Origin of the sequence: Bifidobacterium sp. M0353 (assembly GCF_016100645.1) — a bacterium.
GTDB classification, from domain to species: Bacteria; Actinomycetota; Actinomycetes; order Actinomycetales; family Bifidobacteriaceae; genus Bombiscardovia; species Bombiscardovia choladohabitans.
Genome location: NZ_JACFSB010000001.1, coordinates 517,083 through 542,099 on the forward strand (window position 1 = coordinate 517,083; position 25,017 = coordinate 542,099).

The following is a 25,017-nucleotide window of genomic DNA, read 5'->3' on the forward strand; positions in this document are numbered from 1 at the left end:
GCCGGCTTTGGCGGGTTGACCCATATGATGGTGGGTATGTTGCGTGAATATACGGTCGAGCTTCAACACCCGACGACGGACAAGGACACCATCTATTCACTCCTGGCAAAACGCACCGCCCGCGACCCTGAGGAGCTGGTTGCCCAGTGGCAGGATCCCATGACCAGAAACTGGCATGATGTCAAGGCCGGGCAGATGTCCGCACGGGTTCGCGCCGTGGCCAAGGGCATGATGGCCTTGGGCGTGGAAAAGGGCAGCACCGTGGTCATCTATGCCTCCACCAGCTATGACTGGGGGGTCACGGACTTCGCCTGCGCCGCCATCGGGGCGGTCTCGGTGCCCATCTACGAGACCGACTCGCCCAGCCAGGCCCAGAAGATCGTTCAGGATGTGGACTGCGTCCTGGCCTTCGCCGGCGACTCGGAGCATGCGCAGATCCTGGAGCAGGTGCGGGGATCCTCGCCCAAGCTCAAGTATGTCTTCAACTTCGAGGCCGGGGGTCTGAACGCGGTCAGCGAATTCGGCCAGGGGATCGACGACGAGCGTCTGGACCAGGCCATCGCCCAGGTCAAGGCCGACGATCTGGCCACCATCGTCTACACCTCGGGCTCAACCGGTGAACCCAAGGGCGCCATGCTCTCCAACCGGAACTTCGTCCACATCGTCTTCGTGGGTTGGGATGTGCTCTACCACATGCTGGCGGCGCCCTCCCGTCTGATGCTCTTCCTGCCCCTGGCCCACTGCTTCGCCCGCTACATCCAGTACGTGGCCATCGGCGCCCAGGGCGTGGTCGGATACGTCTCCAATGCCAAGCACCTGCTGACCGATCTGCGCACATTCCGTCCCACCTATCTGTTGGGCGTGCCCCGTGTCTTCGAGAAGGTCTACAACGCCGCCTCGCAGAAGGCCGGCACAGGTCTGGCCGGCAAGGTCTTCGCCAAGGCCACCAGGCACTTCATCAAATGGTCCAAGGATGAGCAGGAGGGGCGCGGTCACTCGCCGCTGACCCGCCTGGCCCATGCCTTCTACACCAAGACCGTCGGCAACACAATCGAGTCCGCCCTGGGCTCCAACCTGAGCTACCTGGCCTGCGGCGGCGCGCCCATGAACGCCGACCTGGCCCACTTCTTCAACGGAATCGACGGGATCACCTTCATCCAGGGCTACGGGATGACCGAGACGGCAGCCCCCTGCATCGTCAACTTCGAGGATGCCAACGAGGTGGGGTCGGTCGGCCGACCAGGCTCGGGCATCACGGTCAGGCTGAGCGACGACGACGAGCTTCTGGTCAAGGGCCCCAGCGTCTTCATGGGCTACTACCACCAGCCCGAGCTGGATTCCACCGTCCTCGATAAGGACGGCTGGCTGCACACCGGTGATCTGGCCCAGATCGACGACCAGGGCTTCGTCTTCATCACCGGCCGCAAGAAGGACGTCATCATCACCGCCGGCGGCAAGAACGTCAGTCCGGCTCCCCTGGAGGATGTCATCAGCACCTGCCCGATTGTCTCCCAGGCCGTGGTCGTGGGCGATGGCAGGCCCTTCGTCGGTGCCCTGGTCACCCTGGATGCCGGTATGCTCAAGTCCTGGCTGACCTCCCAGGGTCTGGACGCTGACATGAGCATGGAGCAGGCCAGCCGTAACGATGCCATCCATGCCTTCATCCAGCAGTATGTGGACAAGGCCAACTGCAATGTCTCACGTGCCGAGTCGGTGCGCAAGTTCCTGGTGCTGGACAAGGACTTCACCCAGGAGGATGGCACCCTGACCCCCAGCCTGAAGGTGGTGCGCCCCGAGGTGCTCCGCCAGTACGCCGAACTTGTGGACAAGGTCCTCTATGCGCCCAGGACGCCGGCCAAGCCCGCCGCCAAGGAGAACGACATCGTCAGCAGGGCACGGACCACCATGAGCGATTCCCTGGCCAGCATGACCGGACGCAAGCGTGATGGCCGCCAGGAGGAGGAAGCAGCCCCAGAGGACGAGAAGGACGGCCGCGACGGCCGGGATGACGAGGAGTAAGCAGTGGCGATTCGTACAATCAGAGTGGTTCCCGATCCGGTTTTGCGCACGCCCTGCGATCCGGTGACCAGCATCACCCCGGCTGTGCGCAGTCTGGTGCGTGACCTGGTGGACACTGTCGACGACCCGGGCAGGGCCGGCCTGTCGGCCAATCAGATCGGCGTGGGCCTGCGCGTATTCTCGTATAACATCGGCGGCAAGGTGGGCTACATCATCAATCCGGTCATCGACAAGACCTCCGGCGAGCAGTATGGCGAGGAGGGATGTCTGTCCCTGCCCAACCTCTGGTATCCGACCAGGCGGGCCGACTACGCCCGAGCCCACGGCATCGACTTGGACGGCAAGACGGTGACCCTCGAAGGCCATGGCATCATGGGGCGGATGATCCAGCACGAGTGCGATCACCTGGACGGCCATGTCTATGTGGATCGGCTGGAGAGCGATGTCCGCCGCAAGGCCATGCAGCAGCTGAGATCAGCCAAGTAGGCAGAGGGCGAACATGATACCCGAGGTCATTGGCCTCGGGTATCATGGTAATTCGGCGTGTCATTGCGCAGGTCCGCTGTCACGGGTGGGCAGGCGCGCCAAGAGTATTCCCGAACACACGCCGCGAATTCGCGCCATGTCCGCGACGTCCTGTGTCGGTCGGCTCCCCGGAGTTGCACGCAGGTGCACATGGCCAGGCAATAACCGACAATGAAAGGTACGGACATGGCACAGATCACCATGAGCGAAATGCTGAAGGCCGGCGTCCACTTCGGACACCAGACCCGTCGTTGGAACCCCAAGATGAAGCAGTACATCCTGATGGAGCGCAACGGCATCCACATCATCAACCTCTTCAAGTCGCTCGGTCTGATCGACCAGGCCTATGACTTCATCAAGCAGACCGTGGCCCACAACGGCACCGTGCTCTTCGTGGGGACCAAGAAGCAGGCCCAGGAGGCCATCAAGGCTCAGGCCACCCGGGTGAACATGCCCTACGTCTCCGAGCGCTGGCTGGGCGGCATGCTGACCAACTTCCAGACCGTGACCAAGCGGGTCGGCCGCTTGAAGGAGCTGGAGGAGATGGACTTCGACGACGTGCACGGCTCGGGGCTGACCAAGAAGGAACTCCTGCTCCTGCGGCGCGAGAAGGACAAGCTGGAGCGCCAGCTGGGCGGCATCCGCAACATGAACCGCACCCCTTCGGCCCTGTTCGTGGTCGACATCAACAAGGAGGCCCTGGCGGTCTCCGAGGCCAACAAGCTGGGCATTCCGGTGGTGGCCCTGGTGGACACCAACACGGATCCTGAGCTCGTCACCTACCCCATTCCCGCCAACGACGATGCCATTCGCGGCGTCGAGCTGCTGACCAGGCTCATGGCCGATGCCGTGGCCGACGGTCTGCTGGAGCGCTCCGGCAAGGCCGCCAAGACCGAGGAGGCCTCCGACCAGCCCATGGCCGAGTGGGAGAAGAACCTGCTGGAGAACAAGGACGGACAGCCGCAGGAGCAGGCCCAGGATGCCGCCCAGGCTCCCCAGGCCGGGCAGCCTGCGCAACCGCAGCAGGAGACCCCCGCTGCTGATCAGGCCGCCTGAATCTGGCGTCTAGATAGGAGAGTTTCATGGCAAAAATCACCGCTGCACTGATCAAGGAGCTGCGTGATCAGACCGGCGCCGGCATGATGGACGTCAAGAAGGCCCTGACCGAGGCCGAGGGCGACATGGCCCGTGCCAAGGAGATCATCCGCGCCACCGGCATCCAGGCCGCAGGCGCCCGTGAGGGCCGCAAGGCTCAGGAGGGCCTGATCGCCTCCACCGTCGTCGAGGGCGGACAGGGCCAGATCGGCTATGCCGTCGAGCTCAACTCCGAGACCGACTTCGTGGCCAAGACCCCTCAGTTCGTCGAGTTCGGCCAGGAGGTCATCGACGACGTGGCCAAGGCTGATGCCTCCAACGCCGAGCAGGTCGATGCCGCTCCGTCCAAGTCCGGCACCGTCAAGGAGACTGTGGAGGAGGCCGGCGCGCTCTTCCATGAGCACGTCAAGGTCGGCCAGGTGGCCCGGGTCGAAGGTCCCCGTGTGGAGATCTACGCCCACCGCAAGTCCGTGGAGATGCCCCCCTCCATCGTGGCCATGATCGCCACTGATGAGGCCGGCGCCCAGGTGGCCCATGAGGTGGCCCTGCAGATCTCCGCCATGAGCCCCAAGTGGCTCAGCCGCGAGGATGTGCCCGCCGACGTGGTGGAGTCCGAGCGTCGTGTGGCCACCGAGAAGTCCCAGGCCGAAGGCAAGCCCGAGAAGATCATTCCCAAGATCGTCGAGGGGCGTCTGAACGCCTTCTTCAAGGAGACCGTCCTGCTGGAGCAGCAGTACGTCAAGGACACCTCCAAGACCATTGGCGACCTCTTCAAGCAGGCTGGCGGCAAGGCTCTGGCCTTCGCCCGTCTCGAGGTCGGCAAGGGCGACGAGGAGTAGTCGGTAGTCCGGCAATGTCGTGGGTCGTCTCGCCCGATCCTGTCTGAGGGATGGGCAGACGGCCGGCACTGATGGCAGGGGAGTGGCCTTCGTGGTCGCTCCCCTTCCTTTGTCCTGGGTCAATTCCCAGGGCCTGCTCAGGTAGGGGTTGTCGCCCAGCCTCGATACTCTGGTTGGCGGCGTACTCCGCCCGTCATCATGTTTGAAGAAAGGGCATTTATGACCGGATCCGATTCAGCACAAAACCCAGCATCGCCTCGTCGTGTGCTGCTCAAGCTCTCCGGAGAGGCCTTCGGGGGAGGCGAGGTCGGCATCGACGTGCAGGTGGTCAAGCGCGTGGCCAAGGAGATCGTCCAGGCGGTGCAGAGCGGCGTGCAGGTCGCCATCGTGGTTGGCGGAGGCAACTTCTTCCGCGGAGCCGAGCTCAGCCAGGCCGGAATCGAGCGTTCGCGCGGCGACTACATGGGCATGCTGGGCACGGTCATGAACTGCCTGGCCCTGCAGGACTTCCTGGAGCAGGACGGTCAGGCCACCAGGGTGCAGACAGCAATCACCATGGGCCAGGTGGCCGAGCCCTACATCCCGCTCAAGGCGATCCGCCACCTGGAGAAGGGGCGTGTGGTCATCTTCGGTGCAGGATCAGGCATGCCTTACTTCTCCACTGACACGGTCTCCATCCAGCGGGCCTTGGAGATTCATTGTGTCGAGGTCCTGATGGGCAAGAACGGTGTGGACGGCGTGTATACGGCTGATCCGCACAAGCAGGCTTCTGCGCGCATGTTCACCAACCTGAGCTACCAGCGGGCCCTGGTCGACAATTTGGCCGTCATGGATGCGGCAGCCCTGTCCATGGCCCGTGACAACGACATGCCCATCCGAGTCTTCGGACTGGAGGGTGAAGGCAACGTGACCGGAGCGCTCAAAGGCCGGCGCCTGGGCACTCTGGTCCACGGCGGTCCCGATCGCACCCTGTGACCGGTAGCGGGCACACCCCGCGCCGCTTGGCCCCTGTGGCCCCATGGCCGTAGAGTATAAGAATGACGGACCTCGCGCGCACAGGCGGATGGTCCATACAGCAAGGAGCAGATCATGACCACAGTGGTGGACCAGGCCGGAAGGCAGATGGACAAGAGCATCGAGGCGACCAAGGAGAACTTCTCGGGGATCAGGACCGGGCGTGCCAACCCCTCCTTCCTCAACGACATCATGGTGGAGTATTACGGCACTCCCACGCCCATCAAGTCGCTGGCGTCCATCGGCGTCCCGGAGCCTCGCACCCTGGCTGTCACCCCCTTCGATCCCTCACAGGCAGGCGCAGTCGAGAAGGCCATCCGCGACTCGGACCTGGGCGTCAACCCCAGCCGTGATGGCAACGTCATCAGGGTCACGATGCCCGAGCTGACCGAGGAGCGCCGCCGGGACTACGTCAAGCTGGCCAAGAACAAGGCCGAGGAGGGCAAGGTGGCCGTCCGCAACATCCGGCGCAAGGTCAAGGAGGAGCTGGAGGCCAAGGTCAAGGACGGCGACCTGGGCGAGGACGAGGGCAACCGGCTGCAGAAGGAGCTGGAGACCGTCACCAAGCAGAAGAACGACACGATCGACCAGCTTTTGGATGCCAAGGAGAAGGAGATCCTCGAGGTCTGATCCGGCCTGGGGAGGATCCACACTTCATGAGTACCAAGGAAAACTCTGCCGAGAAGGCAGGTCAGGATGCCGTCGCAACCCTGAACAAACGAACCGGACGCAACATGCCGCAGGCGGTGGCCACCGGTGCGCTTCTGGTGGTCATCATCCTGGCCTGCATCCTGGTGCGCATCGACGCATTCATCTACCTGATCGTGATCTTCATGACCCTGGGGCTCTGGGAGCTCAGAGTGGATTTTGCCACGGCGGGTCTGCATATACCGGTGGTCGAGCTCTGGATTTGTTCGGCGGCCACCATGCTGGCCTCCTTCTACGCGCCTGACCATGTGGCGGTCATGACCGCTGGAGTTCTGGTCACCGCCCTGGTCGGGGCTCTTGCGGCCACGCGCAACCATCGCCTGGGCGGCCGTCTGCTCAAGGCGGTGAACGCCAAGCTGTCGGGCAAGGATGCTCAGACCATGGCCGATGCCTCCTACGGCACCGCAGAGGGGGAGAGCCGGTCAAGCAGCCTGGCCAATGTGGGCGTCACCCTCCTGACCGTTGTCTATATCACCCTCCTGGCCTGTCTGATAACCCTGCCCACCACCTTCGGCGGGCATCCTGCCGCACACGCCTTCATGGTGATTTTCCTGCCTGCCTTGAGCGATATCGGCGGACTGCTCTTCGGCTCGCTCTTCGGCAAGCACAAGATCTCGCCCCGTATCTCTCCCGGCAAGTCCCTGGAGGGGCTGGCAGGCTCCATGCTCTGCTGCCTGATCGGCGCCCTGGTCATCTTTGCGGCTACCTATCCCATGGCGGATTGGGGACGGATCTGGTGGGTCGCCCTGCTCATGGGCATCATGGTCGGAGCCACAGGCACCCTCGGGGACCTGAGCGCATCCTTGATCAAACGCGACCTTGGGATAAAGGACATGGGTCACCTGCTCAAGGGCCACGGCGGGGTGCTGGACAGGGTGGATTCGATCCTCATGTCCGCACCGTTTATCACACTGGTGCTTTTGATTACCGGCCTGTGACCGGAATTGATGGTCGGATGACTGATACAGGATGAGGTAGAGGTATGACAGATGTCGATTTGACCGGTGCCGAGCCTGAGACCGGCATCACCCCCGGAGGCAAGGATGGCGCCTTCCGGGACGTTCTGGCTGCCGACCATGCCCGACGAGGCAAGCCGCCGCGCCACTTTACCGACATGGACCGGAAGGAGCGCCAAGAGGTCTGCGCTCAAATGGGCCTGCCTAAATTCCGGGTCTCGCAGCTGGCCAACCATTACTTCAACCATCTGTCCACCAACCCGGACGACTTCACGGACTTTCCCTCGGCCAGCCGCCAGGAGGCCGCACACCGCTTCTTCCCCGAGCTGATCACCCCGGTCACCGTTCAGAAGGCGGATCAGGGGACGACCATCAAGACCCTCTGGGAGCTCTTCGACGGGTCCAGGATCGAGTCCGTGCTCATGCGCTACCCCTCCAGGGCCACCCTCTGCATCTCCAGCCAGGTCGGCTGCGGCATGGGTTGCCCCTTCTGCGCCACAGGTCAGCTTGGGTTGACCCGAAACATGTCGACCGGCGAGATTCTGGAACAGGTCAGGGCCGCCTCCCGGATGATGCGGTCCGGACAGGTTGCCGGAGGTCCGGGGCGCCTGAGCAACATCGTCTTCATGGGGATGGGCGAGCCCATGGGCAACTACCGGGCTGTCCTGTCCGCAGTCAGGCAGATCAGCGCCCTGCCGCCCAAGGGATTCGGCATCTCGGCCAGGAACATCACCGTTTCCACGGTCGGCGTGGTCCCCGGCATTCGCAAGCTGACCCAAGAGGGAATACCGGTCCGTCTGGCCGTCTCCCTCCATGCCCCCAGCGACAAGCTGCGCGACGAACTGGTTCCCATGAACCGCCGCTTCAACACCACCCAGGTCCTGGACGCGGCCCACGACTACTATCTGGCCAGCGGCAGGCGGGTCAGCATCGAGTACGCCCTGATGCGCGGCATCAACGACCAGGCCGAGCATGCCCGCCTCCTGGCCAAGCGCCTCAACCACTACGGGGACGACTGGGCTCATGTCAACCCCATACCCCTGAATCCGATTGAGGGATCTCGCTGGACTGCCTCCAAGCCCGAGGATGAGCAACGCTTCCTGGACATCCTCCACAAGGCCGGCATCACTGCAACCATGAGGGACACCCGCGGATCTGACATCGACGGTGCTTGTGGGCAGCTGGCAGCCAAGGCCGTCAAACTTCAGGCATGATTCAGCGTTATGCAATGTGGTCATGCCATAGTGTGGACATGTCATGATTTTCGGACACTGCAGAAGCTAAGGTCGTGACTCAAACAAATCGGTTCAGGTAGGAAGGCAGGTCGCATGACGGTAGCGGTTCGTGTCATTCCCTGCCTTGATGTCGACCAGGGCCGTGTGGTCAAAGGCGTCCACTTCAAGAATCTGCGCGATGCGGGTGATCCGGTCGAACTGGCTTCGGCCTACTACCGCCAGGGAGCCGACGAACTGACCTTCCTGGATGTGACCGCTTCGGGCAGCGGACGGGCCACCATGGTGGACCTGGTCAAGAGCACCGCCGACCAGATCTTTATTCCGCTGACCGTCGGCGGAGGCGTGCGCAACCCGCAGGATGTCGATACCCTCCTGCGGTCAGGCGCCGATAAGGTCGGCATCAACACGGCAGCCATCGCCAATCCGCAGGTCATCGGAGACATCGCCCAGCGGTTCGGCCGCCAGGTTCTGGTCCTTTCGGTCGATGCCCGCCGGTCTGATGCACAGGGCATTACCTCAGGATATGAGGTGACCGCCATGGGTGGCCACCAGTCCACCGGCATCGATGCCATCGATTGGGTCAAGCAGGCCCAGGAGCTCGGGGCCGGTGAGATACTCCTCAATTCCATGGATGCGGACGGCACCCGTCAGGGCTTCGATCTGGAGATGATCGCCGACGTGCGCAAGGCCGTATCACTTCCGCTCATCGCCAGTGGAGGGGCAGGCAAGGCCGCCGATTTTCCTCCTGCTGTCAAGGCCGGGGCCGACGCGGTTCTGGCGGCTTCCGTCTTCCATTTTGGCCAGGTTTCCATCAAGGACGTCAAGCAGGCGCTTCATACGGCCGGGTATCCGGTTCGATGGCAGGCCTAAACCAATCCCGCAGATAATTTCGGCACCGCACGGTGCTTGGCATTTGTAAGCCCTGTCGGCAGCCATCGGGGAACCATACCCATACCATAGACAATCAACCGACAAGGTCATGTCGAACAAATCAGGAGAACGAGGATCAATGTCACAGTCTTCGAAGGACCGGGAAGCACGTTTGGATCCGAGCATAGCGACCAGGCTCAAGAAGGATGCCAAGGGACTTGTGGCCGCTGTGGTCCAGCAGTATGACAGCCGTCAGGTGCTAATGGTCGGGTACATGGATGAGGAGGCCTTGAGACGGACCCTGACCACGGGTAGGGTCACCTTCTGGTCCCGCTCCAGGCAGGAATACTGGCGCAAGGGAGACACCTCCGGGCACGTCCAATACGTCAAGGGAGTCAGCATCGACTGCGACGGGGACGCGCTGCTTATCGAAGTAGACCAGGTGGGGGCGGCCTGCCACACCGGACACAGGTCGTGTTTCGAGGCCGGAGGACCCTTGCCCGCGTTGCAGGGCAACCGTACGCAGGCACAAATGCAGAGCGAGGAAGGGTAATCCAGTGCAGAAAGACGCTAAGGTTGTGGCAGGGAGCACACAAAAAACTGGAGGGAAGGGCTCTATGACCGTCTTGGATGAACTGGTGGCCGGCGCCGTGGAGGATGCCAGGGGCCGGGTACAGAAGATTCCCTTGGAAAGCCTCAAGCAACAGGTCAGGAGTATGAAGCGCAAACCCCTTGATGCAGCCCGACTGCTCAGGGAGAGCGTCGGCATTCCGATCATCGCGGAAATCAAGCGCGCCTCGCCCTCCAAGGGGTATCTTGCCGACATCAAGAATCCCGCCGCACTGGCCCGGCAGTATGCCAACGGGGGTGCCTCTGCCATATCGGTGCTGACCGAGGGCAGACGCTTCCTGGGGTCCTTGGAGGATCTGCGGCAGGTCAGGCAGGCCGTGGGCATTCCCGTGCTCAACAAGAATTTCATTGTCTCCGACTACCAGGTCTGGGAGTCCAGGGCCAATGGGGCCGATATGATCCTGTTGATTGTGGCGGCCTTGGATGACACCCGTCTCAAGCACCTGCTCGACCTGGCCGGGAGACTGGGCATGACCGCTCTGGTCGAGACGCATGATCGACAGGAGATCGAGCGGGCCATTGCGGCCGGCGCCAGGGTGATCGGCATCAACGCCCGGAATCTGAAGGACCTGAGCGTCGACATCGACCAGTATGCCCGGCTGGCCTCCAACCTGCCCAAGGACGTGGTCAAGGTGGCCGAGTCCGGAGTGTTCGGCACGGTCGAGCTTGAGCGGTACGCCCGGGCCGGGGCCGATGCGGTCCTGATAGGAGAAGGACTGGTCACCTCCCAGGACCGGGAGGGCACCGTCCGCTTGCTGGTTCAGGCCGGTCACCGCTTCAAGGCCGCCGAGGCCAGGCCCCTGTCGACCCATGACGGTCCCTATTTCGGCCCATATGGCGGACGTTTCGTACCCGAGGCCCTGGTTGGTGCCCTTGACGAGCTGGAGCGCGTCTACAAGGAGGCCAAGGCCGATCCGGCCTTCCGCGAGGAGTTGAACAGGCTCAACCGGGTCTATGTGGGGCGTCCCTCGGCTCTGACGCCGGCTCCCAGGTTCGCCAAGCTGATCAGCGATCGGGTCGGCGGCCAGGTCAGGGTATTCCTGAAGAGGGAGGATCTGAACCACACGGGCGCCCACAAGATCAACAACGCCCTGGGTCAAGGGCTCCTGGTCAAGCGCATGGGCAAGACCCGCGTCATCGCGGAGACCGGAGCCGGTCAGCACGGCGTGGCCACGGCTACGGTCTGCGCCCTCCTGGGCTTCAAGTGCCGGATCTACATGGGGCAAATCGACGCCCGCAGGCAGGCCCTGAACGTGGCCAGGATGCGGATGCTGGGAGCCGAAGTAGTGGAGGTGACCACCGGGACCAGAATTCTCAAGGACGCCATCAACGAGGCCCTGCGCGACTGGGTGACCAACGTGGAGTCCACCCACTACCTGCTGGGCACGGTGGCCGGCCCCCATCCCTTCCCGACCATCGTCAGGGACTTTCAGAAGATCATCGGCGAAGAGGCCTCCGCACAGCTTTCCGCATATGGCATCGACCATCCTGACGGGGTTGTGGCCTGCGTGGGTGGAGGCTCCAACGCCATAGGCATCATGAACACCTTCCTGGACGATCCCCGGGTCTCCCTCTACGCATACGAGGCCGGTGGAGACGGGCCCAGCTCGGGCAAGCACGCCATCCGCCTGTCGCCAGGCACAGGACAGGTCGGCGTCTTCCAGGGGACCAAGTCCTATCTGCTGGAGGACGACCAGGGCCAGACCATGGACACCTACTCCATCTCCGCCGGCCTGGATTACGCCTCGGTGGGGCCCGAGCACGCCTGGTTGCACGACATGGGCCGGGTCAAGTACGACTATGCGACCGACAAGGAGGCCATGCAGGCTTTCAGCGACCTCTGCCGGACCGAGGGCATCATCCCTGCCCTGGAGTCCTCGCACGCCTTGGCCGGAGCCAGCAAGGCGGCCACCGACCTTCTGCGCAAGGGAATCAGGAATCCTGTCATTCTGATCAACATCTCGGGCAGGGGCGACAAGGATGTGGCCACGGCGGGCAGATGGTTCGGCTACCTGTCCGAGCAGGAGGCCAGCGCTCTGGAAGCCCAGGCCGGGCACAGCAAGAGCGATCAAGCAGAAGAGGAGGCCCGTTGATGGTCAACCAGCAATGGCAATGGCAGAAAGCCCCCGTCCAGCCGGTCCAGCCCGCACAGCCCAAGGGGTTCAGTCGCACGGCCAGCCCGGTGGCATCCACGCTGCAGGCCCTTCGTCAGCAGGGCAGGCCGGCCTTCATCGGCTACTTCCCCTACGGATTCCCCGATGTGCCAACATCCCTGGAAGCCATGCGGGTCATGGTGAAAAGCGGGGTCGACATCCTCGAGATCGGACTGCCCTACAGCGACCCGGTCATGGATGGTCCGGTCATCCAGGCGGCCAGCAAGTGCGCCATCGACAATGGTGTCAAGGTCGAGGGTGTCTTCGATGCTGTCCGCCAGGTCCAGGCGGACGGTGCAAGGGCTCTGGTCATGAGCTACTGGAATCTGATTCTGCATCACGGGGTAGCCGATTTTGCGCGGCGCATGGCCGATGCCGGCGGGTCCGGGCTGGTCACCCCGGATCTGATCGTCGACGAATCCGGGGAATGGATAGAGCAGTCGGACCGCTATGGCCTTGACCGGGTCTATCTGGTCTCGCCAGACTCCACCGATGCACGTCTGCAGCTCACCTCCCGAGCCGCCAGGGGCTTCGTCTACGCGACCTCCCGGATGGGCGTGACCGGCGAACGAACCAGCATGTCCAACTCGGCTCAGAACCTGGTGGCGAGAGTCAGGCATGCGGGAGCTCCGTATGTGTGCGTGGGCATCGGGGTTTCGACCGCCCAGCAGGCCTCCCAGGTCGGCGCCTACGCGGATGGGGTCATCGTCGGCTCGGCCCTGGTGCACTGTCTTCTGGATGACGAGGGCAGGCCGCGGAAGGACCGCAGAAAGGCTCTTGAGGCCCTGGCCGAGATCTGCTCCGACCTGCGCTGGGGCATATCCCAGGCCAGGAAGTGAATGGGGCTGTAAGGTCCAGGGGCTAGATTGGGGCTTTATGACGCTTGCCTACATTCCATCGCCGGGAATATCCAGCTTCCAACTGGGGCCGGTCACCATCAGGTTCTATGCCCTGACCATGCTTCTGGCCATCATCGTGGCTGCCTGGATCACGGCCAGACGCTGGAAGAAGGAGGGTGGCCGGACCGACCAGATTCTGGACATCGCCATCTGTGCGGTACCGGCCGGTATCGTCGGCGCAAGGCTCTATCACGTCATCACCACCCCCGAACGCTACTTCGGAGCCGATGGCAACCCAGCGGATATCCTGCGCATCTGGCGTGGAGGCCTGGGCATCTGGGGTGCGGTCCTCCTGGGAGCTCTGGCGGCCTGGGCCTGGTGCCGTCACAAGAATTACCCGACCGCCCTGCTGGCCGACAGCGTGGCTCCAGCCCTTCTGGTGGCACAGGCCATCGGGCGGCTGGGCAACTGGTTCAACCAGGAGCTCTACGGGGCTCCCACCACGCTGCCCTGGGGTCTGAAAATCGACGCGGCGGGTTCCGCCATCGGCAGCAGCGAACAGTGCTATGACGGGGCCACCTGCCCGACCGGCACCCTCTTCCAGCCAACATTCCTTTATGAGATGATCTGGAATCTGATCGGCGCGGCCCTCCTGGTCTGGATCGGCCACAAGGCGGTGAACGTCCTCAAGGCCGGCTCCCTCTTCGCCCTCTATGTCATGTGGTACACCCTGGGGCGCACCTGGATCGAGGCCCTTCGCATCGACTTCGCCCATGAATTCCTGGGGGTCAGGATCAATGTCTGGGTGTCCATGACGGTCTTCTTCCTGGCGGCTGCAGCCTTCGTCCTCATCGGGCGCAAGGGCAAGCCGACCTCCCTGCTGTCCGAAAAGCTGAGGACCATCACCGAGCTTGAGGTCCGTCAGGAATCCGAGGCCCGGAGCAAGTAGGGCGGGGGTCGACCACCCAAGGGTCGGGACCTGTGTAATTGAGCTACAAACCGGTGCCGCCAGTCTTCCGCACAACATAGAATAATCTTCATGAGCATTCAGATAGCACCAAGCATTCTTTCCGCCGATTTCGCCAACCTGGAGCGGGATCTCAAGGCTATTGCCAATGCCGATATGGTCCACGTGGATGTGATGGACCACCATTTCGTTCCCAACCTGACGCTAGGCGAACCCGTAGTGGAGCGCATCTGCCAGGTGACCGACCTGCCGGTTGACGTGCATCTGATGATCGAGGACCCCGACCGCTGGGCCCCTGAATTCGCCAAGCTGGGTGTCGCCTCCGTCACCTTCCACACCGGAGCCGTCCATGCCCCGGTCCGTCTGGCGCGCCAGCTGCACGACATGGGGGTCAAGGCCTGTCTGGCCGTGCGCCCTGCCGAACCCGTGGAGCCTATTTTCGATATTCTCGATGAATTTGACATGATTCTGGTCATGACCGTGGAGCCAGGCTTCGGCGGCCAGAAGTTCCTGGACAATCAGATGCCCAAGACCCGCCGCCTGCGTGACCAGATCACCGCCCGCGGACTCAAGACCCATATCCAGGTGGATGGCGGGGTAAGCCCCACCACGGCCCCCATCGTCGCAGAGGCTGGAGCCGATGTCCTGGTGGCAGGCTCTGCGGTCTACGGTGCCGACGACCCGGCCAAGGCCATTGACCAGATCAGGCAGGCCGCGCAGGTAAGCTACAAGGATTGACAGGTTTTGCAGGAAGAACGGAGATAGCCAGATGAAGACCTTCGATGGGTTGTTTGAGGAGCTCACGACCAAGGCCAAGGAGCGCCCAGAAGGATCCTTGACTGTTGACGAGCTGGACAAGGGCACGCATTTCATCGGCAAGAAGATCAATGAAGAGGCCGGAGAAACCTGGATCGCCGCTGAGTATGAGGGCAAGGAGCGGACGGCTGAGGAGATGAGCCAGCTGCTGTATCACATCCAGGTCATGATGATCGATCGGGGCATTACCTTGGAGGATGTCTACAGGTACCTGTGACCCCCCAATCCCATTCCGCTGTAGATTCGCTTCCGCAATTAGGAGGTTGCCGTGTTGAAGGTCGCGGTGCCCAATAAAGGCATGTTGTCCCAGCCCGCATGGAGATTGCTGTCAGAGTCCGGCTATCGTCTGCGTTCCAACGATCGGCAGCTGGTGGTCGACGACGTCGACAACGACATCCAGCTCTTTTACTTAAGGCCCAACGATATAGCGGTCTATGTCGGCCTGGGAACCATCGATCTGGGCATCACCGGGCGTGATCTTCTGTTGAATTCGGGTACCGGGGCCGTCGAGGTCGCCCAGCTAGGATTCGGCGCTTCCACCTTCAGGTTTGCCGCTCCGGAGGCCAGCTCCATCAACATCCTGCAGGACGTGGACGGCAAGCGGATCGGCACCACCTTCGACCGGCTTCTTGAAGACTACCTGACCAGTAAGGGGCTCAAGGCCGAACTGATCCACTTGGACGGGGCAGTGGAGTCGTCGGTTCAGCTGGGAGTAGCCGACCTGATCGCCGATGTGGTCTCCACCGGCACCACCCTGCGCAACGCCGGGCTTCGGGTCTTCGGTGATCCCATTCTGAAGTCGGAAGGGATTCTCATCAGGTCGCCACGCCTGGATCCGAATGATGAACGGTTGGCGGTCATGTCCCGTAGGCTGGAAGGTGTGCTGACAGCCCGCCGCTATGTACTGATGGATTACGACATCCCGGTCGAGCGTGTAGCCATGGCTGTAGGCATCACGCCCGGGTACGAGTCGCCGACGGTCTCCTCCCTGCATGACAAGCAGTGGGCGGCTGTCAGGGCCATGGTCCCCAGGGACCAGGTGAACAACCTCATGGACCGGCTCTATGAGATTGGTGCGCGTGCCATCCTTGTAACAGCCCTTCAAGCTTCTAGAATGTAGTCGGATGGCACTGATCGATCGAATTTCACGCAGCAGGTACAGCCCTGAGCCGCGGTCCGTGATTCTCACGGTACCCAATGTGATCAGCATGCTCCGTATCCTGTCCATACCCCTTATTGCCTACCTGGTGGCCAATCGCCATCTGATCATCTCCCTGGTGGTCATGCTGATTTCGGCCCTGTCGGATGGGGTGGATGGGATTATTGCCCGTAGGTTCAACCAGGTCAGCAAGCTGGGGCAGATCCTGGATCCGGTTGCCGATCGCCTGCTCATTCTCTGCTCCGTCCTTGCCCTGAGCATCGCCTCCATACTGCCCTGGTGGCTTCTGGCCCTGGTCGGTGTGAGGGATGTGCTCATGGGCCTGCTGGTTCTGGCGCTGGCCCAGCACGACTATGGCCCTCTGCCGGTCCACTTCGCTGGCAAGACCGGGACGGCCGTGCTCATGCTGGCTATACCTGCCCTGATCTTTGCGGATGTGGGCACTTCGGCCTTCTTCCACTTCTTCCATCTTGTGGCTCTTGCGGCTGTCATCTGGGGTGTGGCGCTTTACTGGCTGGCGGGGCTGATATACGCACGTCAAGGTATTGGACTGCTTCGTCGGGACGGCCATCATGACTGAGCCACAGATGACGCCTGAATCCTTCCCCGTGCCGCCCGACCGTGCCCTGATTCACCGCCGGGCGGCTTTTTCACATTCCACCGCTGGTCTGGACCGTCACTATGTGGATCAGGAGAGCTCCGAACCCGCCCAGGAGTCCATTCGTCGTCGCATGGCCGATGAGTCCCTGAGGCTGATCGATGATCTGACCAACCGTCCCATGGATCCCATGTTCGAGGATGCCCGCCTGCTGCCCGCTGAGCGCAGGTCGCCCCTGAGCGTCTGGATCAACAGGATCCTGGTCTTCGTCATCTGTGTGCTGGTCGGATTGGCCGGCACGGGTATAGTTCAGGTGTTGCACCGGGACCCACGTCAGAAGGTGCGCGAAAAGCTGATAACCCAGGTGGAAGCGGTCAGCAAGCGTGCCAACGACCTCAACGGACAGATTTCCGACCTCAACGGCAATATCGACACACTGTCGGGTCAAGTGGGCGGCCAAGGCCAGAACAGCACCCAGACCGCCGACGATCTGACCAATGGCACCAGCAAGGTGCAGGGACAGGGCATCGTCATCACCCTGGCCAACCCGATAGCCTCCAAGGATTCCCGGGACAACGCTGATCAGATCAAACTGGTCACGGACCAGGACCTGCAGTGGTTCCTGACCAAGCTCTGGTCTGCGGGAGCCGAGGCCATCGCCATCAACGGCAATAGAATAGGAACGCAGACCTCCGTGCGCACGGCCGGTCAGACCATCCTGGTGGGGACTGCCTCCATCGAGGCACCCTACAAGATCGAGGCCATCGGCGACCAGAGTGCTCTGTCTGATCTGATGGCTCGCAGCGATCTGCAGACTCGCCTGCGTGACCTGAAGAACGCGAACATCACCGTCAATGTGACCAAGCAGCGGCGCCTGAACCTGAACGCTGTAGGTCTGCCCAATCTGTCCTATGCCGGAAGGAGTCATTGACATGTCGGCAATTCTCGGCCTGATCCTAGGTGTGGTGGCGGGCATCTTCCTCAAGCCCGACATTCCCATCGTCCTGCAGCCCTACCTGCCCATCATGGTGGTGGCGGCCCTGGACGCGTTGATGGGCGCGGTCCGTTCCTACTTCGAGCGCAGCTTCTCGGACCGGGTCTTCGTGGTCTCCTTCATCTCCAACGTGATCACCGCCACTCTTCTGGTCTTCCTCGGCAACCAGCTGGGTGTGGGCTCCCAGCTGTCCACGGCCGTCATCGTGGTCCTGGGTATCCGCATCTTCTCCAACGTCTCCGCTATCCGACGGTTCATTTTCAAGGGGTGAGCACATGAGACACACCCTCAGGAAAAAGCGCGATGAACAGATGCCCGAGAGCATTCCGCCCAGGCGGCCTGGACGGGTCAGGGCTCCATCCGACGACACGCAGACCGGTGCTTTCCCGGTGGTTCGTCGGCGGCCTCTGCGCACACTCAACTCCAACGCCACCAGGGTCAGGCTGGTCACCAGCGTCCTGGTGGCCCTTATGTGCGCCCTGCTGGGCTTCGGGTACGCGGTCCAGGTGCGCAATAATCAGTCCTCCTACCAGAGCCTGTCCGAGGAAGAGCTGGTACGGGTGCTGGACGAGACCAGCAACCAGGTCGACAAGCTGGAGGAGCGCAAGAGCCAGCTCAACCAGCAGCTGACCTCCATCAAGTCCGCCGCCGACAAGCAGAAGGAGGCCGCCCGCATCGCCCAACAGAACGAACAGAGCAGCGGCATCCTGTCCGGACGGCTGCCGGCCCAGGGCAGGGGAGTGGTCGTAACGGTCACTGAGGACAGCGACCGCGTGGATGCCTCGACCATGTTCAACCTGATCGAGGAGTTGCGCAATGCCGGGGCTGAGGTCATATCCTTCAACGATGTCCGGGTGGTCACCAACACCTATCTGCTGGATACCCGCACCGGCCTGCAGTGCGACCACGCCAAGCTGCACAGTCCCTATGTCGTCAAGGCCATCGGGGATCCGGATAGCCTGCAGAATGCTATTCAGATAGCCGGGGGAGTGGGCTCGCGGATCAAGGTGCAATTCCATGCATCCGTATCAGTGGACCAGTCCGATAGTGTCAAAATCGACCAGGTTCGACGCGTGCAGGATTATCAGTATGCAAAGCCTGTAGAATAGGCAGTTATGACAGAACCTATTCCCACTGCGGGCGAGACGACCATCATCGGCATGCCGGCCCTGAATATTCCAGTCACCTCCAACGGTGACCGTCCACTGACCAAGGACGACCTGGAGACCATGGCCCGATTGCCTGAGGGTACAGCCCTATTGATCTCTACCAGGGGAGCGGTGTCGGGATCGCGCTATCTGCTGGACGAGGATCAGGTCAGTGTGGGGCGCGATCCGAAGGCGGACATTCTGTTGGACGACTCGACGGTCTCCCGCGCGCACGCCATTTTCGTTCGGACCGATCATGGCTTCCGTGTCGAGGACACGGGCAGTCTCAACGGCACCTACGTCAACCGTGAACGCGTGGACCAGGCCGACCTGCACAACGGCGACGAGATCATGATCGGCAAGTTCCGGTTGGTCTACTTCGATAATCGGGCAGTCATCTCCAAGAACTGACAGGGGGCTTGACATGGCCGAAGAGGCGCCGACGCTGGTCCAGGGTGAGCTTTTTTCGCCTGAGCAGGCCGAGGGCACGACCCGGGGCTACCGGGGCACGGTCGCGGCCAAGGTTGCCGGCATCACCTATCGGCAGCTGGATTATTGGGCCCGCAAACGAATTGTAGAGCCATCCATCAAGGCCTCGCACGGTTCAGGCTCACGTAGGCTTTATTCCTTCAAGGATGTGGTCATCCTGGCTGTCCTCAAGCGCCTCCTGGATGCCGGTGTCAACCTGGTCAACGCTACGAGCACTGTGGCTTATCTTGAGCGGCGGACCGTCGGTCAGCTTGAGCATGTGACCGTGGTCTGCGACGGTGACGAGGTCACCGAATGTTCAAGCCCGGATCAGGTCTTCGCGCTGATGCAGTCCGGGCGTGCTGTGTTTGCTATCTCTGTGGGCGCAATCTGGCATCGGATGGATCAAGAATTGCAGACCTGCGATCATGTGGATTTGACTACCGGACTGCTGACACCGGGACTGCCTGAGCGGCCCATCGATGAACTGACGGCCATGCGCCTGCGCCAGCGTCTGGAGCACCAGCATGAGCAGCGTCAGCGGGCTGCATGAATCGACGAGGACAACATTGGCGAACAGCGTATGGCGAGCTAAATAGGGGAGAAAAACAATAAATAATATGACATAACGTACATTATCGGCCTATTAGGTCTTGATTACAATTTCGCCGTTTCCCGGCGATTTTCCAGCGATATCATTGTCTGTTTATTAGGGCCACCCAGGTAATCTCTGGTGACCCTAATAGATGCAACAGTTCTATACAGTTCTGGCCGATTCAGTGCTGGGTATGGTCGTTGTCGAAGTAATCATCGGCAGCTTGGCACAGCTGGTCGACCTGCTCGATGATTCGGTAGCAGCCGTGAGATTCCAGTTCTCCGGGCTCGGCATAGCCCCAGCGGCATCCTAGGCAGTCCAGGCCGGTTTCCAGCGCGCCATCGGCATCTGTCCAGCGGTCACCGACCATAAGGGCCCTGTCGCTGGGTTTTGCATTGAAGCCAAGCTGCTCAAGTGCGTAGGTGATGACCTGGGCTTTGGTGATCCGTGTGGAGTCCTTACTGGCTCCATAGACACCATCCACCAGTGGTGTCAGCCCGAAGTGGTCGCAGACCGGCAGAGCCTGATACTCGGGTTTGCAGGTGGCCACAGCCAATGTCAGACCGTGTTCGCGCATACGACTCAGCTGTTCGGGGATGCCGTCGAAGACCTTGGCGAGCAGTCGTCCAGGGACCTGTTGCCCAGGATGCTCGGGATCCTCGAATGCTGCTATCTCGCTATAGTAGTGCCGGTAGATTTGAACGCCCCTGTCGACGTCTTCCTCTCTGATGCCGTTGTGGCGCAAGGACACTTCGATAGCTGGTCCGATGAATCGTCGAAGCGCGCTCTCATCGGGCACAGGATGACCAAGCTCTTTGAAAGTTTGCATCACAGAGGCGATAATGCCAGGATGAGAAGCTGTCAGGGTGCCGTCCAGATCCAACAGAACCAGGCGGCGCGGTGATTTACTCATAGTCGGGGAACCATCCTTCGCGGTGCATTTTCAGGCGCTTGTCCAGCACAGCCTTGAGCTCGTCCTCGGACCGACGCTCCAGCAGCATGTCCCAGTGGGTCCTGGTCGGCTTGCCGGTCTTGCCGGCCTCCTGCTCGTCGTGTCCCTCAAGGTGAGCGATCTGCCCGCAGCGGCACTCCCACTCCTGCGGCACCTCAGCACCCTCAGCCAGCGGCAGGATGGTCCGATGGCCCTTGGGGCAGATATAGGCGACCTCGCTGCGTGCCGCGAAGTCCACATTCTGATCGGATTCCAGGGACTTCGCCCCAATGCTCATGCCGCGAAGACTGCGCTCTGCCATGATTCCTCCATACTCGTGTCCGTCACTGCCTCCAAGCTACAGAACAGTGTTGACCTGAAACTTATTCCCCGATTGGGCCCGTGTTCACTCCACGCCGGTGTAAGCCACAATGCCGCGATTGACCTGGTCGGCGGCGATGCTGGCAGTCCTGGCCAGGTGATGCCCTCCCCTGCCCAGGTAGGGTTCCACCTGGACGATCTGGGTGAGCACGTCGGACAGGCGCTTGGCGTTGCGCACGAAGTCCCCCGCCGTCAGATCGCTGTCACGCAGGATGGTGGTCAGCGAGTCGCCGCAGGCCCAGTCGTAGATGGTCGGCCCCAAGCCGAAGTCGAGTTCCGGGGGCAGCTCCAATCCGGCCTGATCGCAGCGTTCCTGCACCTGGGACCACTGACGCTTCATATCCTCCATGGCTTCGACCAGTCTGGGAGCCCGGTATCCGGCCCTCTCCCCCGGCTGCTCCCCTACCCCACGGCGGGATTCGTAGACCAGCCCGGAGACCGCGGCCGCCAGCTCGGGGGGCTCCAGATCGTCGAGGATGCCCCGATCCAGAATCTCGGCAAGGCTCAGATCCTGTTCGCTGTATATGCGCCGAAGCAGTTGGCCCTTCCGGGTCAGTCGGCAGTCGTCGGGATCCACAGCCCGGGTGTAGCGCAGGTCGGCCAGAATCTGGCAGATCCTGTCGAACTGGCGTGAGACCGACCCCGTTTTGGACTCGTACTGCTCCCGGGTGCGCTGTAGCTCCTTGTCCATGCGGATCCACCGGTTCCCCCAGCGCAGGTGCTTGGGCAGGTCCGGGCACTGTCGGCAGGGATGGTTGCGCTCCTGCTCGCGTAGCTGGTCGATGTGCCGATCGAGGTCGCGGAATGCCCGGTCGCGGGCCTTCTCGCTGGTGAATCGCTGACGCTTCAGGCGGCGGCGATCGTTCTTCTGGGCCGAGGATAGGGCCGCACGGATGCGCATGAATTCGATCAGATCGCCACGGCTGCACCGGGCGGCTTTACGGTAGTCCTCCAGGCCGCTGGTCAAGGTCTCGATGCGTTCCTCCAGCTCCGAGGCTGATCGGTTGGCCTCCCACTGCGCAAAGGAGTGGTCCAAGGTGTCCCGGGCACGCGTGTAGCTGGAGGAATTGAGCAGGTTGACGGCCATATTGAAGGTGGGCCGGAAACTGGAGTGTAGCGGGTAGACCCTCCTGCTGGACAGGGCCGCCATGGTCTTGGGGCTGAAATCCCGGTGGTCGACCACCACCACATGGCCGATGTCGTCGATGCCGCGCCGGCCCGCCCGACCGGTCAGCTGGGTGAACTCGCCGGGTGTCAGGGCTACATGGCCGGTGCCGTCGAACTTCTCCAGCTTCTCGACCACGACGCAGCGGGCGGGCATGTTGATGCCCAGGGCCAGGGTCTCAGTGGCGAAGACCACCTTGAGCAGTCCTAACTCGAACAGATGCTCGACTATCTGCCGGAAGAGGGTGACCACACCCGCGTGATGGGCGGCGAAGCCCTGCTCCAGCGCGAAACGGAACTGGGAGAATCCCAGCGCCTTGAGATCCTCCTTGCTGAGCTGGCCGGCTGCCATGGAGTCCACGATGTGCCGTATGCGGCGGGCCTCCTCGTCGGTGGTCAGCTGCAGCCCTGCCCGGATGCACTGTTGGACGGCCTGGTCGCAGCCGGTGCGGGAGAAGATGAAGTAGATGCCGGGCAGCATATCCATGAAGTCCAGCTCATCGACCACGTCGGCCCGGCTTGGACGGTACCGCTCCCCCATTCGTTGCTCCGGCCTGCCGCCGCGGCCATGACGGTGGTGGTGCCCCTGGTCGCGGGCCTGGGCACGTTCCTGTCCGGTCTTGTCCAGCTGAGCCAGCCGGGAGACCAGACGCGGGTTGATCTTTGGGGTCTGTCGTCCTGAGCCGTCGTGCCGATATAGGTCCAGGATTTCGGGCTCGGTATGCCTGTCGGCCTGGACCAGGACATGCTGTTCCAGCGGCACGGGCCTGCGCTCGGAGACCACCAGATGTGTGCGCCCACGCACCGAAGAGATCCAGTCGGAGAATTCCTCCACGTTGGACACGGTTGCCGACAGCCCCACAATTCGGATGGAAGCCGGAAGATGGATGATGACCTCCTCCCAGACTGGCCCCCGGAAGCGGTCGGCCAGATAGTGGACCTCATCCAGGATCACGTACTTCAGGGCCGTCAGGGTGGAGGACTGCTCGTAGAGCATGTTGCGCAGGACCTCGGTGGTCATGACCACGATGTCCGCCTCGGAGTTGATGGAGGTGTCGCCGGTCAGCAGCCCCACCCGGTCCTCGCCATAGCGGTCGACCAGGTCATGGTATTTCTGATTGCTCAGGGCCTTGATGGGGGTGGTGTAGAAGGTCTTGACGTTCTGCTCCTGGGCCAAAAATACGGCGAAGTCCGCCACAATGGTCTTGCCGGCGCCGGTCGGAGCGGCCACCAGGACGTTGTCGCCATCCTCCAGGGCGGTGATGGCCTCCAACTGGAAGTCGTCCAGAGGGAAGGGCAACTTGGACTGAAAACGTGCGGGCGCTCCGGTCATGCGTTTGCGGTTGCGACTGAAGCGGGCGTAGCGTTCCGCCGGCCCCGGTTCGGATGCTGATGAATCCTGTCCGTGGTGACGATGACCTGACATGTTCCTCCAAGAACTACCTATTGAACTGCTTCCACCGCCGCCAGATGCGGCCGTGGTTCCTTCTGCGCTGCTCCTTGCGCTCCAGCACCAGGGCATGGGCCTGGCTGTATCGCTCGGTTGACTGCGACAGGGGCAGGGCGAAGGCCGGACCTTTGGTCCTATCCGTTGCCTGGGACTGCCCTGCTGCCGGGGGCTGCGGCATGTGACGGTTCAGATCGTCCGAGACCCGCCCTATGGAGCGGCTGGCTGCCATGGCGTGGCGGATGGCGTAGACGGCTCCGCCGATCAGCATGGCCAGCATGAAGATCACAAGAAGGATCCAGATCCATCCAGGCATGGCACTCCTCTCCGACCGGGACTAGTGCCGGTCCTGCTCCTTGTCGTGAGCGTCGCTGATGGTGATCTCGCGCTGGGCACGGGCCAGGATCATGGTGCGCAGGGTCTTGGGTGCCACCGCGGTGATGTGCTTGGCGTGGGCGATGCAGAAGGCCACGAACCAGGAGTCCGAGGAAACGGTCAGGTGGACCTTCTGCCCGGACCCGCAGGGCTCCACAGAGGCACCCGGCAGGGACTTGATGTAGGGCAGGTCCGGCCGGTCGGTGATGAAGACCGCAGCCGTGCCGTTGTCGAAGGACCACTTGCGCAGTTCGCTGACCGGTACGTCCGGGAACTCCACCTTGTGCCTGGGCTTGACGATGGTTGCATGTTCGATTCTGGCGATTCGCAGAACCTGCCACTGCCTGTTGCGTCCGGTGCCCTGTTTGAGGTGGCGGCTGGAATCCGAAGGAGCATCCGCGGCCTCGGTGCCCTCCGCTGCATCGCCGATATCGGTCCAGGCGGCGACATAGTAGACACCCTCATCCACGAAGATCTTGGCGGGGGCCACCACCTTGCGGCGGGTCCGGCCGGCGGCGTCCGTGTACTCCATGTCCAGCAGGGACTCGGTCTTGATGGCCCGGCGTACCACCGAGAAACTCTTGGGCTCGGTCTCGTACCCGGTAAGGGAGAGCCAGGGTGTCTCGCCCGGCCCTACATGCGTTCGCAGGCGCTGATAGAGCGACTCGGCCTGGGTGCGGGATTGCTCGGGCAGCAGGGGCGAATGGGCCAGGTAGTTGAGCGAGGCGGTCAGCATGCTCAGGTACTGGGGTGAAATGCCAGCCAGTCGCTCCAAGCCCAGCGAGTTGGTGGCCGAGACGATGCCGCTGTCATCCAGCAGGGACCAGTCGATGTCGAAGAACTGGCTGCCGGCCATCTCCCCGTCATCCGAAACCGTGGTCAGGGTGTTGATGTCCTTGTGGATGGTATTGACGTACTTGCGCAGCTCTTCCTTGCTGTTGGGGTGGCCGATGAAGCGATCGGCCAGCTCGGCCAGGGAAAATTCCTCGCCTAGATGTGCGGACAGGAAGAGCATGAGCCGCAGTCGGCGGTCCACCTCGGACCCGGTCTGGAAGGAGGATGCGCTGGCTCGGCGGGCGTGGCGGAGGTCG

26 protein-coding genes and 1 pseudogene are annotated in these 25,017 nt (G+C 62.4%); 22 read left to right on the forward strand and 5 right to left on the reverse strand.

The window, feature by feature from the left end; all coding sequences use genetic code 11:
- Positions 1 to 36 precede the first annotated feature (36 nt).
- From H3V04_RS01950 to H3V04_RS02055, 22 genes are all read left to right on the forward strand, one after another.
- Positions 37 to 2,019 (forward strand): long-chain fatty acid--CoA ligase, encoded by a 1,983-nt coding sequence (locus H3V04_RS01950; protein ID WP_198179540.1) that lies wholly within the window; start codon positions 37 to 39, stop codon positions 2,017 to 2,019.
- Positions 2,020 to 2,022: 3 nt separating this feature from the next.
- On the forward strand, positions 2,023 to 2,505 hold the full coding sequence (locus H3V04_RS01955) for a peptide deformylase (RefSeq protein ID WP_045935314.1): 483 nt from the start codon (positions 2,023 to 2,025) through the stop codon (positions 2,503 to 2,505).
- A 225-nt stretch (positions 2,506 to 2,730) separates the two neighbouring features.
- Complete coding sequence (rpsB, locus tag H3V04_RS01960; protein ID WP_198187031.1) at positions 2,731 to 3,600, forward strand: 30S ribosomal protein S2; 870 nt, start codon at positions 2,731 to 2,733, stop codon at positions 3,598 to 3,600.
- Positions 3,601 to 3,626: 26 nt separating this feature from the next.
- Complete coding sequence (gene tsf, locus H3V04_RS01965) at positions 3,627 to 4,478, forward strand: translation elongation factor Ts (protein WP_015021749.1); 852 nt, start codon at positions 3,627 to 3,629, stop codon at positions 4,476 to 4,478.
- Between the two features lie 219 nt (positions 4,479 to 4,697).
- Positions 4,698 to 5,453 carry a UMP kinase gene (gene pyrH / locus H3V04_RS01970; protein ID WP_198177834.1) on the forward strand — a complete coding sequence of 252 codons (756 nt, stop codon included), beginning with the start codon at positions 4,698 to 4,700 and terminating at the stop codon, positions 5,451 to 5,453.
- A 114-nt stretch (positions 5,454 to 5,567) separates the two neighbouring features.
- Positions 5,568 to 6,122 carry a ribosome recycling factor gene (frr, locus tag H3V04_RS01975; RefSeq protein WP_110412761.1) on the forward strand — a complete coding sequence of 185 codons (555 nt, stop codon included), beginning with the start codon at positions 5,568 to 5,570 and terminating at the stop codon, positions 6,120 to 6,122.
- Between the two features lie 26 nt (positions 6,123 to 6,148).
- Complete coding sequence (locus tag H3V04_RS01980) at positions 6,149 to 7,138, forward strand: phosphatidate cytidylyltransferase (RefSeq protein WP_198187032.1); 990 nt, start codon at positions 6,149 to 6,151, stop codon at positions 7,136 to 7,138.
- A gap of 44 nt (positions 7,139 to 7,182) precedes the next feature.
- Positions 7,183 to 8,370 (forward strand): 23S rRNA (adenine(2503)-C(2))-methyltransferase RlmN, encoded by a 1,188-nt coding sequence (rlmN, locus tag H3V04_RS01985; RefSeq protein WP_198187033.1) that lies wholly within the window; start codon positions 7,183 to 7,185, stop codon positions 8,368 to 8,370.
- Between the two features lie 114 nt (positions 8,371 to 8,484).
- Positions 8,485 to 9,261 (forward strand): imidazole glycerol phosphate synthase subunit HisF, encoded by a 777-nt coding sequence (hisF, locus tag H3V04_RS01990; RefSeq protein WP_198187034.1) that lies wholly within the window; start codon positions 8,485 to 8,487, stop codon positions 9,259 to 9,261.
- A gap of 139 nt (positions 9,262 to 9,400) precedes the next feature.
- Positions 9,401 to 9,814 carry a phosphoribosyl-AMP cyclohydrolase gene (gene hisI, locus H3V04_RS01995; RefSeq protein ID WP_198187035.1) on the forward strand — a complete coding sequence of 138 codons (414 nt, stop codon included), beginning with the start codon at positions 9,401 to 9,403 and terminating at the stop codon, positions 9,812 to 9,814.
- 64 nt (positions 9,815 to 9,878) lie between these two features.
- Complete coding sequence (trpB, locus tag H3V04_RS02000) at positions 9,879 to 11,984, forward strand: tryptophan synthase subunit beta (protein WP_198187036.1); 2,106 nt, start codon at positions 9,879 to 9,881, stop codon at positions 11,982 to 11,984.
- A complete protein-coding gene (gene trpA, locus H3V04_RS02005) occupies positions 11,984 to 12,883 on the forward strand; it encodes a tryptophan synthase subunit alpha (RefSeq protein WP_198187037.1) in 900 nt (299 codons plus the stop codon). Before trpB ends, trpA begins: the two co-directional genes overlap by 1 nt.
- A 37-nt stretch (positions 12,884 to 12,920) precedes the next feature.
- Positions 12,921 to 13,832 (forward strand): prolipoprotein diacylglyceryl transferase, encoded by a 912-nt coding sequence (gene lgt, locus H3V04_RS02010; RefSeq protein WP_045935325.1) that lies wholly within the window; start codon positions 12,921 to 12,923, stop codon positions 13,830 to 13,832.
- 90 nt (positions 13,833 to 13,922) lie between these two features.
- Positions 13,923 to 14,588: a ribulose-phosphate 3-epimerase gene (gene rpe, locus H3V04_RS02015; protein WP_029678892.1), complete on the forward strand. Its 666-nt coding sequence runs from the start codon at positions 13,923 to 13,925 to the stop codon at positions 14,586 to 14,588.
- Positions 14,589 to 14,619: 31 nt separating this feature from the next.
- The gene (locus tag H3V04_RS02020) at positions 14,620 to 14,883 is read left to right on the forward strand and encodes a phosphoribosyl-ATP diphosphatase (RefSeq protein WP_046322855.1); all 264 of its coding nucleotides are present in this window, start codon (positions 14,620 to 14,622) and stop codon (positions 14,881 to 14,883) included.
- Positions 14,884 to 14,934: 51 nt separating this feature from the next.
- The gene (gene hisG / locus H3V04_RS02025) at positions 14,935 to 15,786 is read left to right on the forward strand and encodes an ATP phosphoribosyltransferase (protein ID WP_198187038.1); all 852 of its coding nucleotides are present in this window, start codon (positions 14,935 to 14,937) and stop codon (positions 15,784 to 15,786) included.
- Positions 15,787 to 15,790: 4 nt separating this feature from the next.
- On the forward strand, positions 15,791 to 16,405 hold the full coding sequence (locus tag H3V04_RS02030) for a CDP-alcohol phosphatidyltransferase family protein (RefSeq protein WP_198187039.1): 615 nt from the start codon (positions 15,791 to 15,793) through the stop codon (positions 16,403 to 16,405).
- Complete coding sequence (locus H3V04_RS02035) at positions 16,398 to 17,354, forward strand: DUF881 domain-containing protein (RefSeq protein ID WP_198187040.1); 957 nt, start codon at positions 16,398 to 16,400, stop codon at positions 17,352 to 17,354. Before H3V04_RS02030 ends, H3V04_RS02035 begins: the two co-directional genes overlap by 8 nt.
- Position 17,355: 1 nt before the next feature.
- A complete protein-coding gene (locus tag H3V04_RS02040) occupies positions 17,356 to 17,688 on the forward strand; it encodes a small basic family protein (protein ID WP_015021764.1) in 333 nt (110 codons plus the stop codon).
- 4 nt (positions 17,689 to 17,692) lie between these two features.
- The gene (locus H3V04_RS02045; protein ID WP_198179559.1) at positions 17,693 to 18,526 is read left to right on the forward strand and encodes a DUF881 domain-containing protein; all 834 of its coding nucleotides are present in this window, start codon (positions 17,693 to 17,695) and stop codon (positions 18,524 to 18,526) included.
- A 6-nt stretch (positions 18,527 to 18,532) separates the two neighbouring features.
- Positions 18,533 to 18,976 carry an FHA domain-containing protein gene (locus tag H3V04_RS02050; RefSeq protein ID WP_015021766.1) on the forward strand — a complete coding sequence of 148 codons (444 nt, stop codon included), beginning with the start codon at positions 18,533 to 18,535 and terminating at the stop codon, positions 18,974 to 18,976.
- 13 nt (positions 18,977 to 18,989) lie between these two features.
- Positions 18,990 to 19,586 carry a MerR family transcriptional regulator gene (locus H3V04_RS02055; RefSeq protein WP_198187041.1) on the forward strand — a complete coding sequence of 199 codons (597 nt, stop codon included), beginning with the start codon at positions 18,990 to 18,992 and terminating at the stop codon, positions 19,584 to 19,586.
- Between the two features lie 223 nt (positions 19,587 to 19,809).
- Here H3V04_RS02055 and H3V04_RS02060 read toward each other — a convergent pair whose 3' ends face one another.
- The 5 genes and pseudogenes from H3V04_RS02060 to H3V04_RS10500 all read right to left on the reverse strand — a co-directional run.
- Positions 19,810 to 20,541, reverse strand: a complete 732-nt coding sequence (locus tag H3V04_RS02060; protein ID WP_198187042.1) for an HAD hydrolase-like protein — start codon at positions 20,539 to 20,541, stop codon at positions 19,810 to 19,812.
- On the reverse strand, positions 20,534 to 20,881 hold the full coding sequence (locus H3V04_RS02065) for an RNA polymerase-binding protein RbpA (RefSeq protein WP_198187043.1): 348 nt from the start codon (positions 20,879 to 20,881) through the stop codon (positions 20,534 to 20,536). Before H3V04_RS02065 ends, H3V04_RS02060 begins: the two co-directional genes overlap by 8 nt.
- An 84-nt stretch (positions 20,882 to 20,965) precedes the next feature.
- Positions 20,966 to 23,530: an RNA helicase gene (locus H3V04_RS02070; RefSeq protein ID WP_198187044.1), complete on the reverse strand. Its 2,565-nt coding sequence runs from the start codon at positions 23,528 to 23,530 to the stop codon at positions 20,966 to 20,968.
- Positions 23,531 to 23,543: 13 nt separating this feature from the next.
- Positions 23,544 to 23,867 carry a hypothetical protein gene (locus H3V04_RS02075; protein WP_045935335.1) on the reverse strand — a complete coding sequence of 108 codons (324 nt, stop codon included), beginning with the start codon at positions 23,865 to 23,867 and terminating at the stop codon, positions 23,544 to 23,546.
- A 21-nt stretch (positions 23,868 to 23,888) separates the two neighbouring features.
- Positions 23,889 to 24,986 (reverse strand): annotated as a pseudogene (locus H3V04_RS10500) (helix-turn-helix transcriptional regulator); the annotation flags it as partial.
- Positions 24,987 to 25,017 lie beyond the last annotated feature (31 nt).

Excerpts from the sequence above, each read along its gene's own strand:
- H3V04_RS01950 (WP_198179540.1), top strand. The coding sequence starts at position 37 with ATGTTGCGTGAATATACGGTCGAGCTTCAACACCCGACGACGGACAAG.
- rpsB (WP_198187031.1), top strand. The coding sequence starts at position 2,731 with ATGGCACAGATCACCATGAGCGAAATGCTGAAGGCCGGCGTCCACTTC.
- tsf (WP_015021749.1), top strand. The coding sequence starts at position 3,627 with ATGGCAAAAATCACCGCTGCACTGATCAAGGAGCTGCGTGATCAGACC.
- pyrH (WP_198177834.1), top strand. The coding sequence starts at position 4,698 with ATGACCGGATCCGATTCAGCACAAAACCCAGCATCGCCTCGTCGTGTG.
- frr (WP_110412761.1), top strand. The coding sequence starts at position 5,568 with ATGACCACAGTGGTGGACCAGGCCGGAAGGCAGATGGACAAGAGCATC.
- H3V04_RS01980 (WP_198187032.1), top strand. The coding sequence starts at position 6,149 with ATGAGTACCAAGGAAAACTCTGCCGAGAAGGCAGGTCAGGATGCCGTC.
- rlmN (WP_198187033.1), top strand. The coding sequence starts at position 7,183 with ATGACAGATGTCGATTTGACCGGTGCCGAGCCTGAGACCGGCATCACC.
- hisF (WP_198187034.1), top strand. The coding sequence starts at position 8,485 with ATGACGGTAGCGGTTCGTGTCATTCCCTGCCTTGATGTCGACCAGGGC.
- hisI (WP_198187035.1), top strand. The coding sequence starts at position 9,401 with ATGTCACAGTCTTCGAAGGACCGGGAAGCACGTTTGGATCCGAGCATA.
- trpB (WP_198187036.1), top strand. The coding sequence starts at position 9,879 with ATGACCGTCTTGGATGAACTGGTGGCCGGCGCCGTGGAGGATGCCAGG.
- trpA (WP_198187037.1), top strand. The coding sequence starts at position 11,984 with ATGGTCAACCAGCAATGGCAATGGCAGAAAGCCCCCGTCCAGCCGGTC.
- lgt (WP_045935325.1), top strand. The coding sequence starts at position 12,921 with ATGACGCTTGCCTACATTCCATCGCCGGGAATATCCAGCTTCCAACTG.
- rpe (WP_029678892.1), top strand. The coding sequence starts at position 13,923 with ATGAGCATTCAGATAGCACCAAGCATTCTTTCCGCCGATTTCGCCAAC.
- H3V04_RS02020 (WP_046322855.1), top strand. The coding sequence starts at position 14,620 with ATGAAGACCTTCGATGGGTTGTTTGAGGAGCTCACGACCAAGGCCAAG.
- H3V04_RS02030 (WP_198187039.1), top strand. The coding sequence starts at position 15,791 with ATGGCACTGATCGATCGAATTTCACGCAGCAGGTACAGCCCTGAGCCG.
- H3V04_RS02035 (WP_198187040.1), top strand. The coding sequence starts at position 16,398 with ATGACTGAGCCACAGATGACGCCTGAATCCTTCCCCGTGCCGCCCGAC.
- H3V04_RS02040 (WP_015021764.1), top strand. The coding sequence starts at position 17,356 with ATGTCGGCAATTCTCGGCCTGATCCTAGGTGTGGTGGCGGGCATCTTC.
- H3V04_RS02045 (WP_198179559.1), top strand. The coding sequence starts at position 17,693 with ATGAGACACACCCTCAGGAAAAAGCGCGATGAACAGATGCCCGAGAGC.
- H3V04_RS02050 (WP_015021766.1), top strand. The coding sequence starts at position 18,533 with ATGACAGAACCTATTCCCACTGCGGGCGAGACGACCATCATCGGCATG.
- H3V04_RS02055 (WP_198187041.1), top strand. The coding sequence starts at position 18,990 with ATGGCCGAAGAGGCGCCGACGCTGGTCCAGGGTGAGCTTTTTTCGCCT.
- H3V04_RS02060 (WP_198187042.1), bottom strand. The coding sequence starts at position 20,541 with ATGAGTAAATCACCGCGCCGCCTGGTTCTGTTGGATCTGGACGGCACC.
- H3V04_RS02065 (WP_198187043.1), bottom strand. The coding sequence starts at position 20,881 with ATGGCAGAGCGCAGTCTTCGCGGCATGAGCATTGGGGCGAAGTCCCTG.
- H3V04_RS02070 (WP_198187044.1), bottom strand. The coding sequence starts at position 23,530 with ATGTCAGGTCATCGTCACCACGGACAGGATTCATCAGCATCCGAACCG.
- H3V04_RS02075 (WP_045935335.1), bottom strand. The coding sequence starts at position 23,867 with ATGCCTGGATGGATCTGGATCCTTCTTGTGATCTTCATGCTGGCCATG.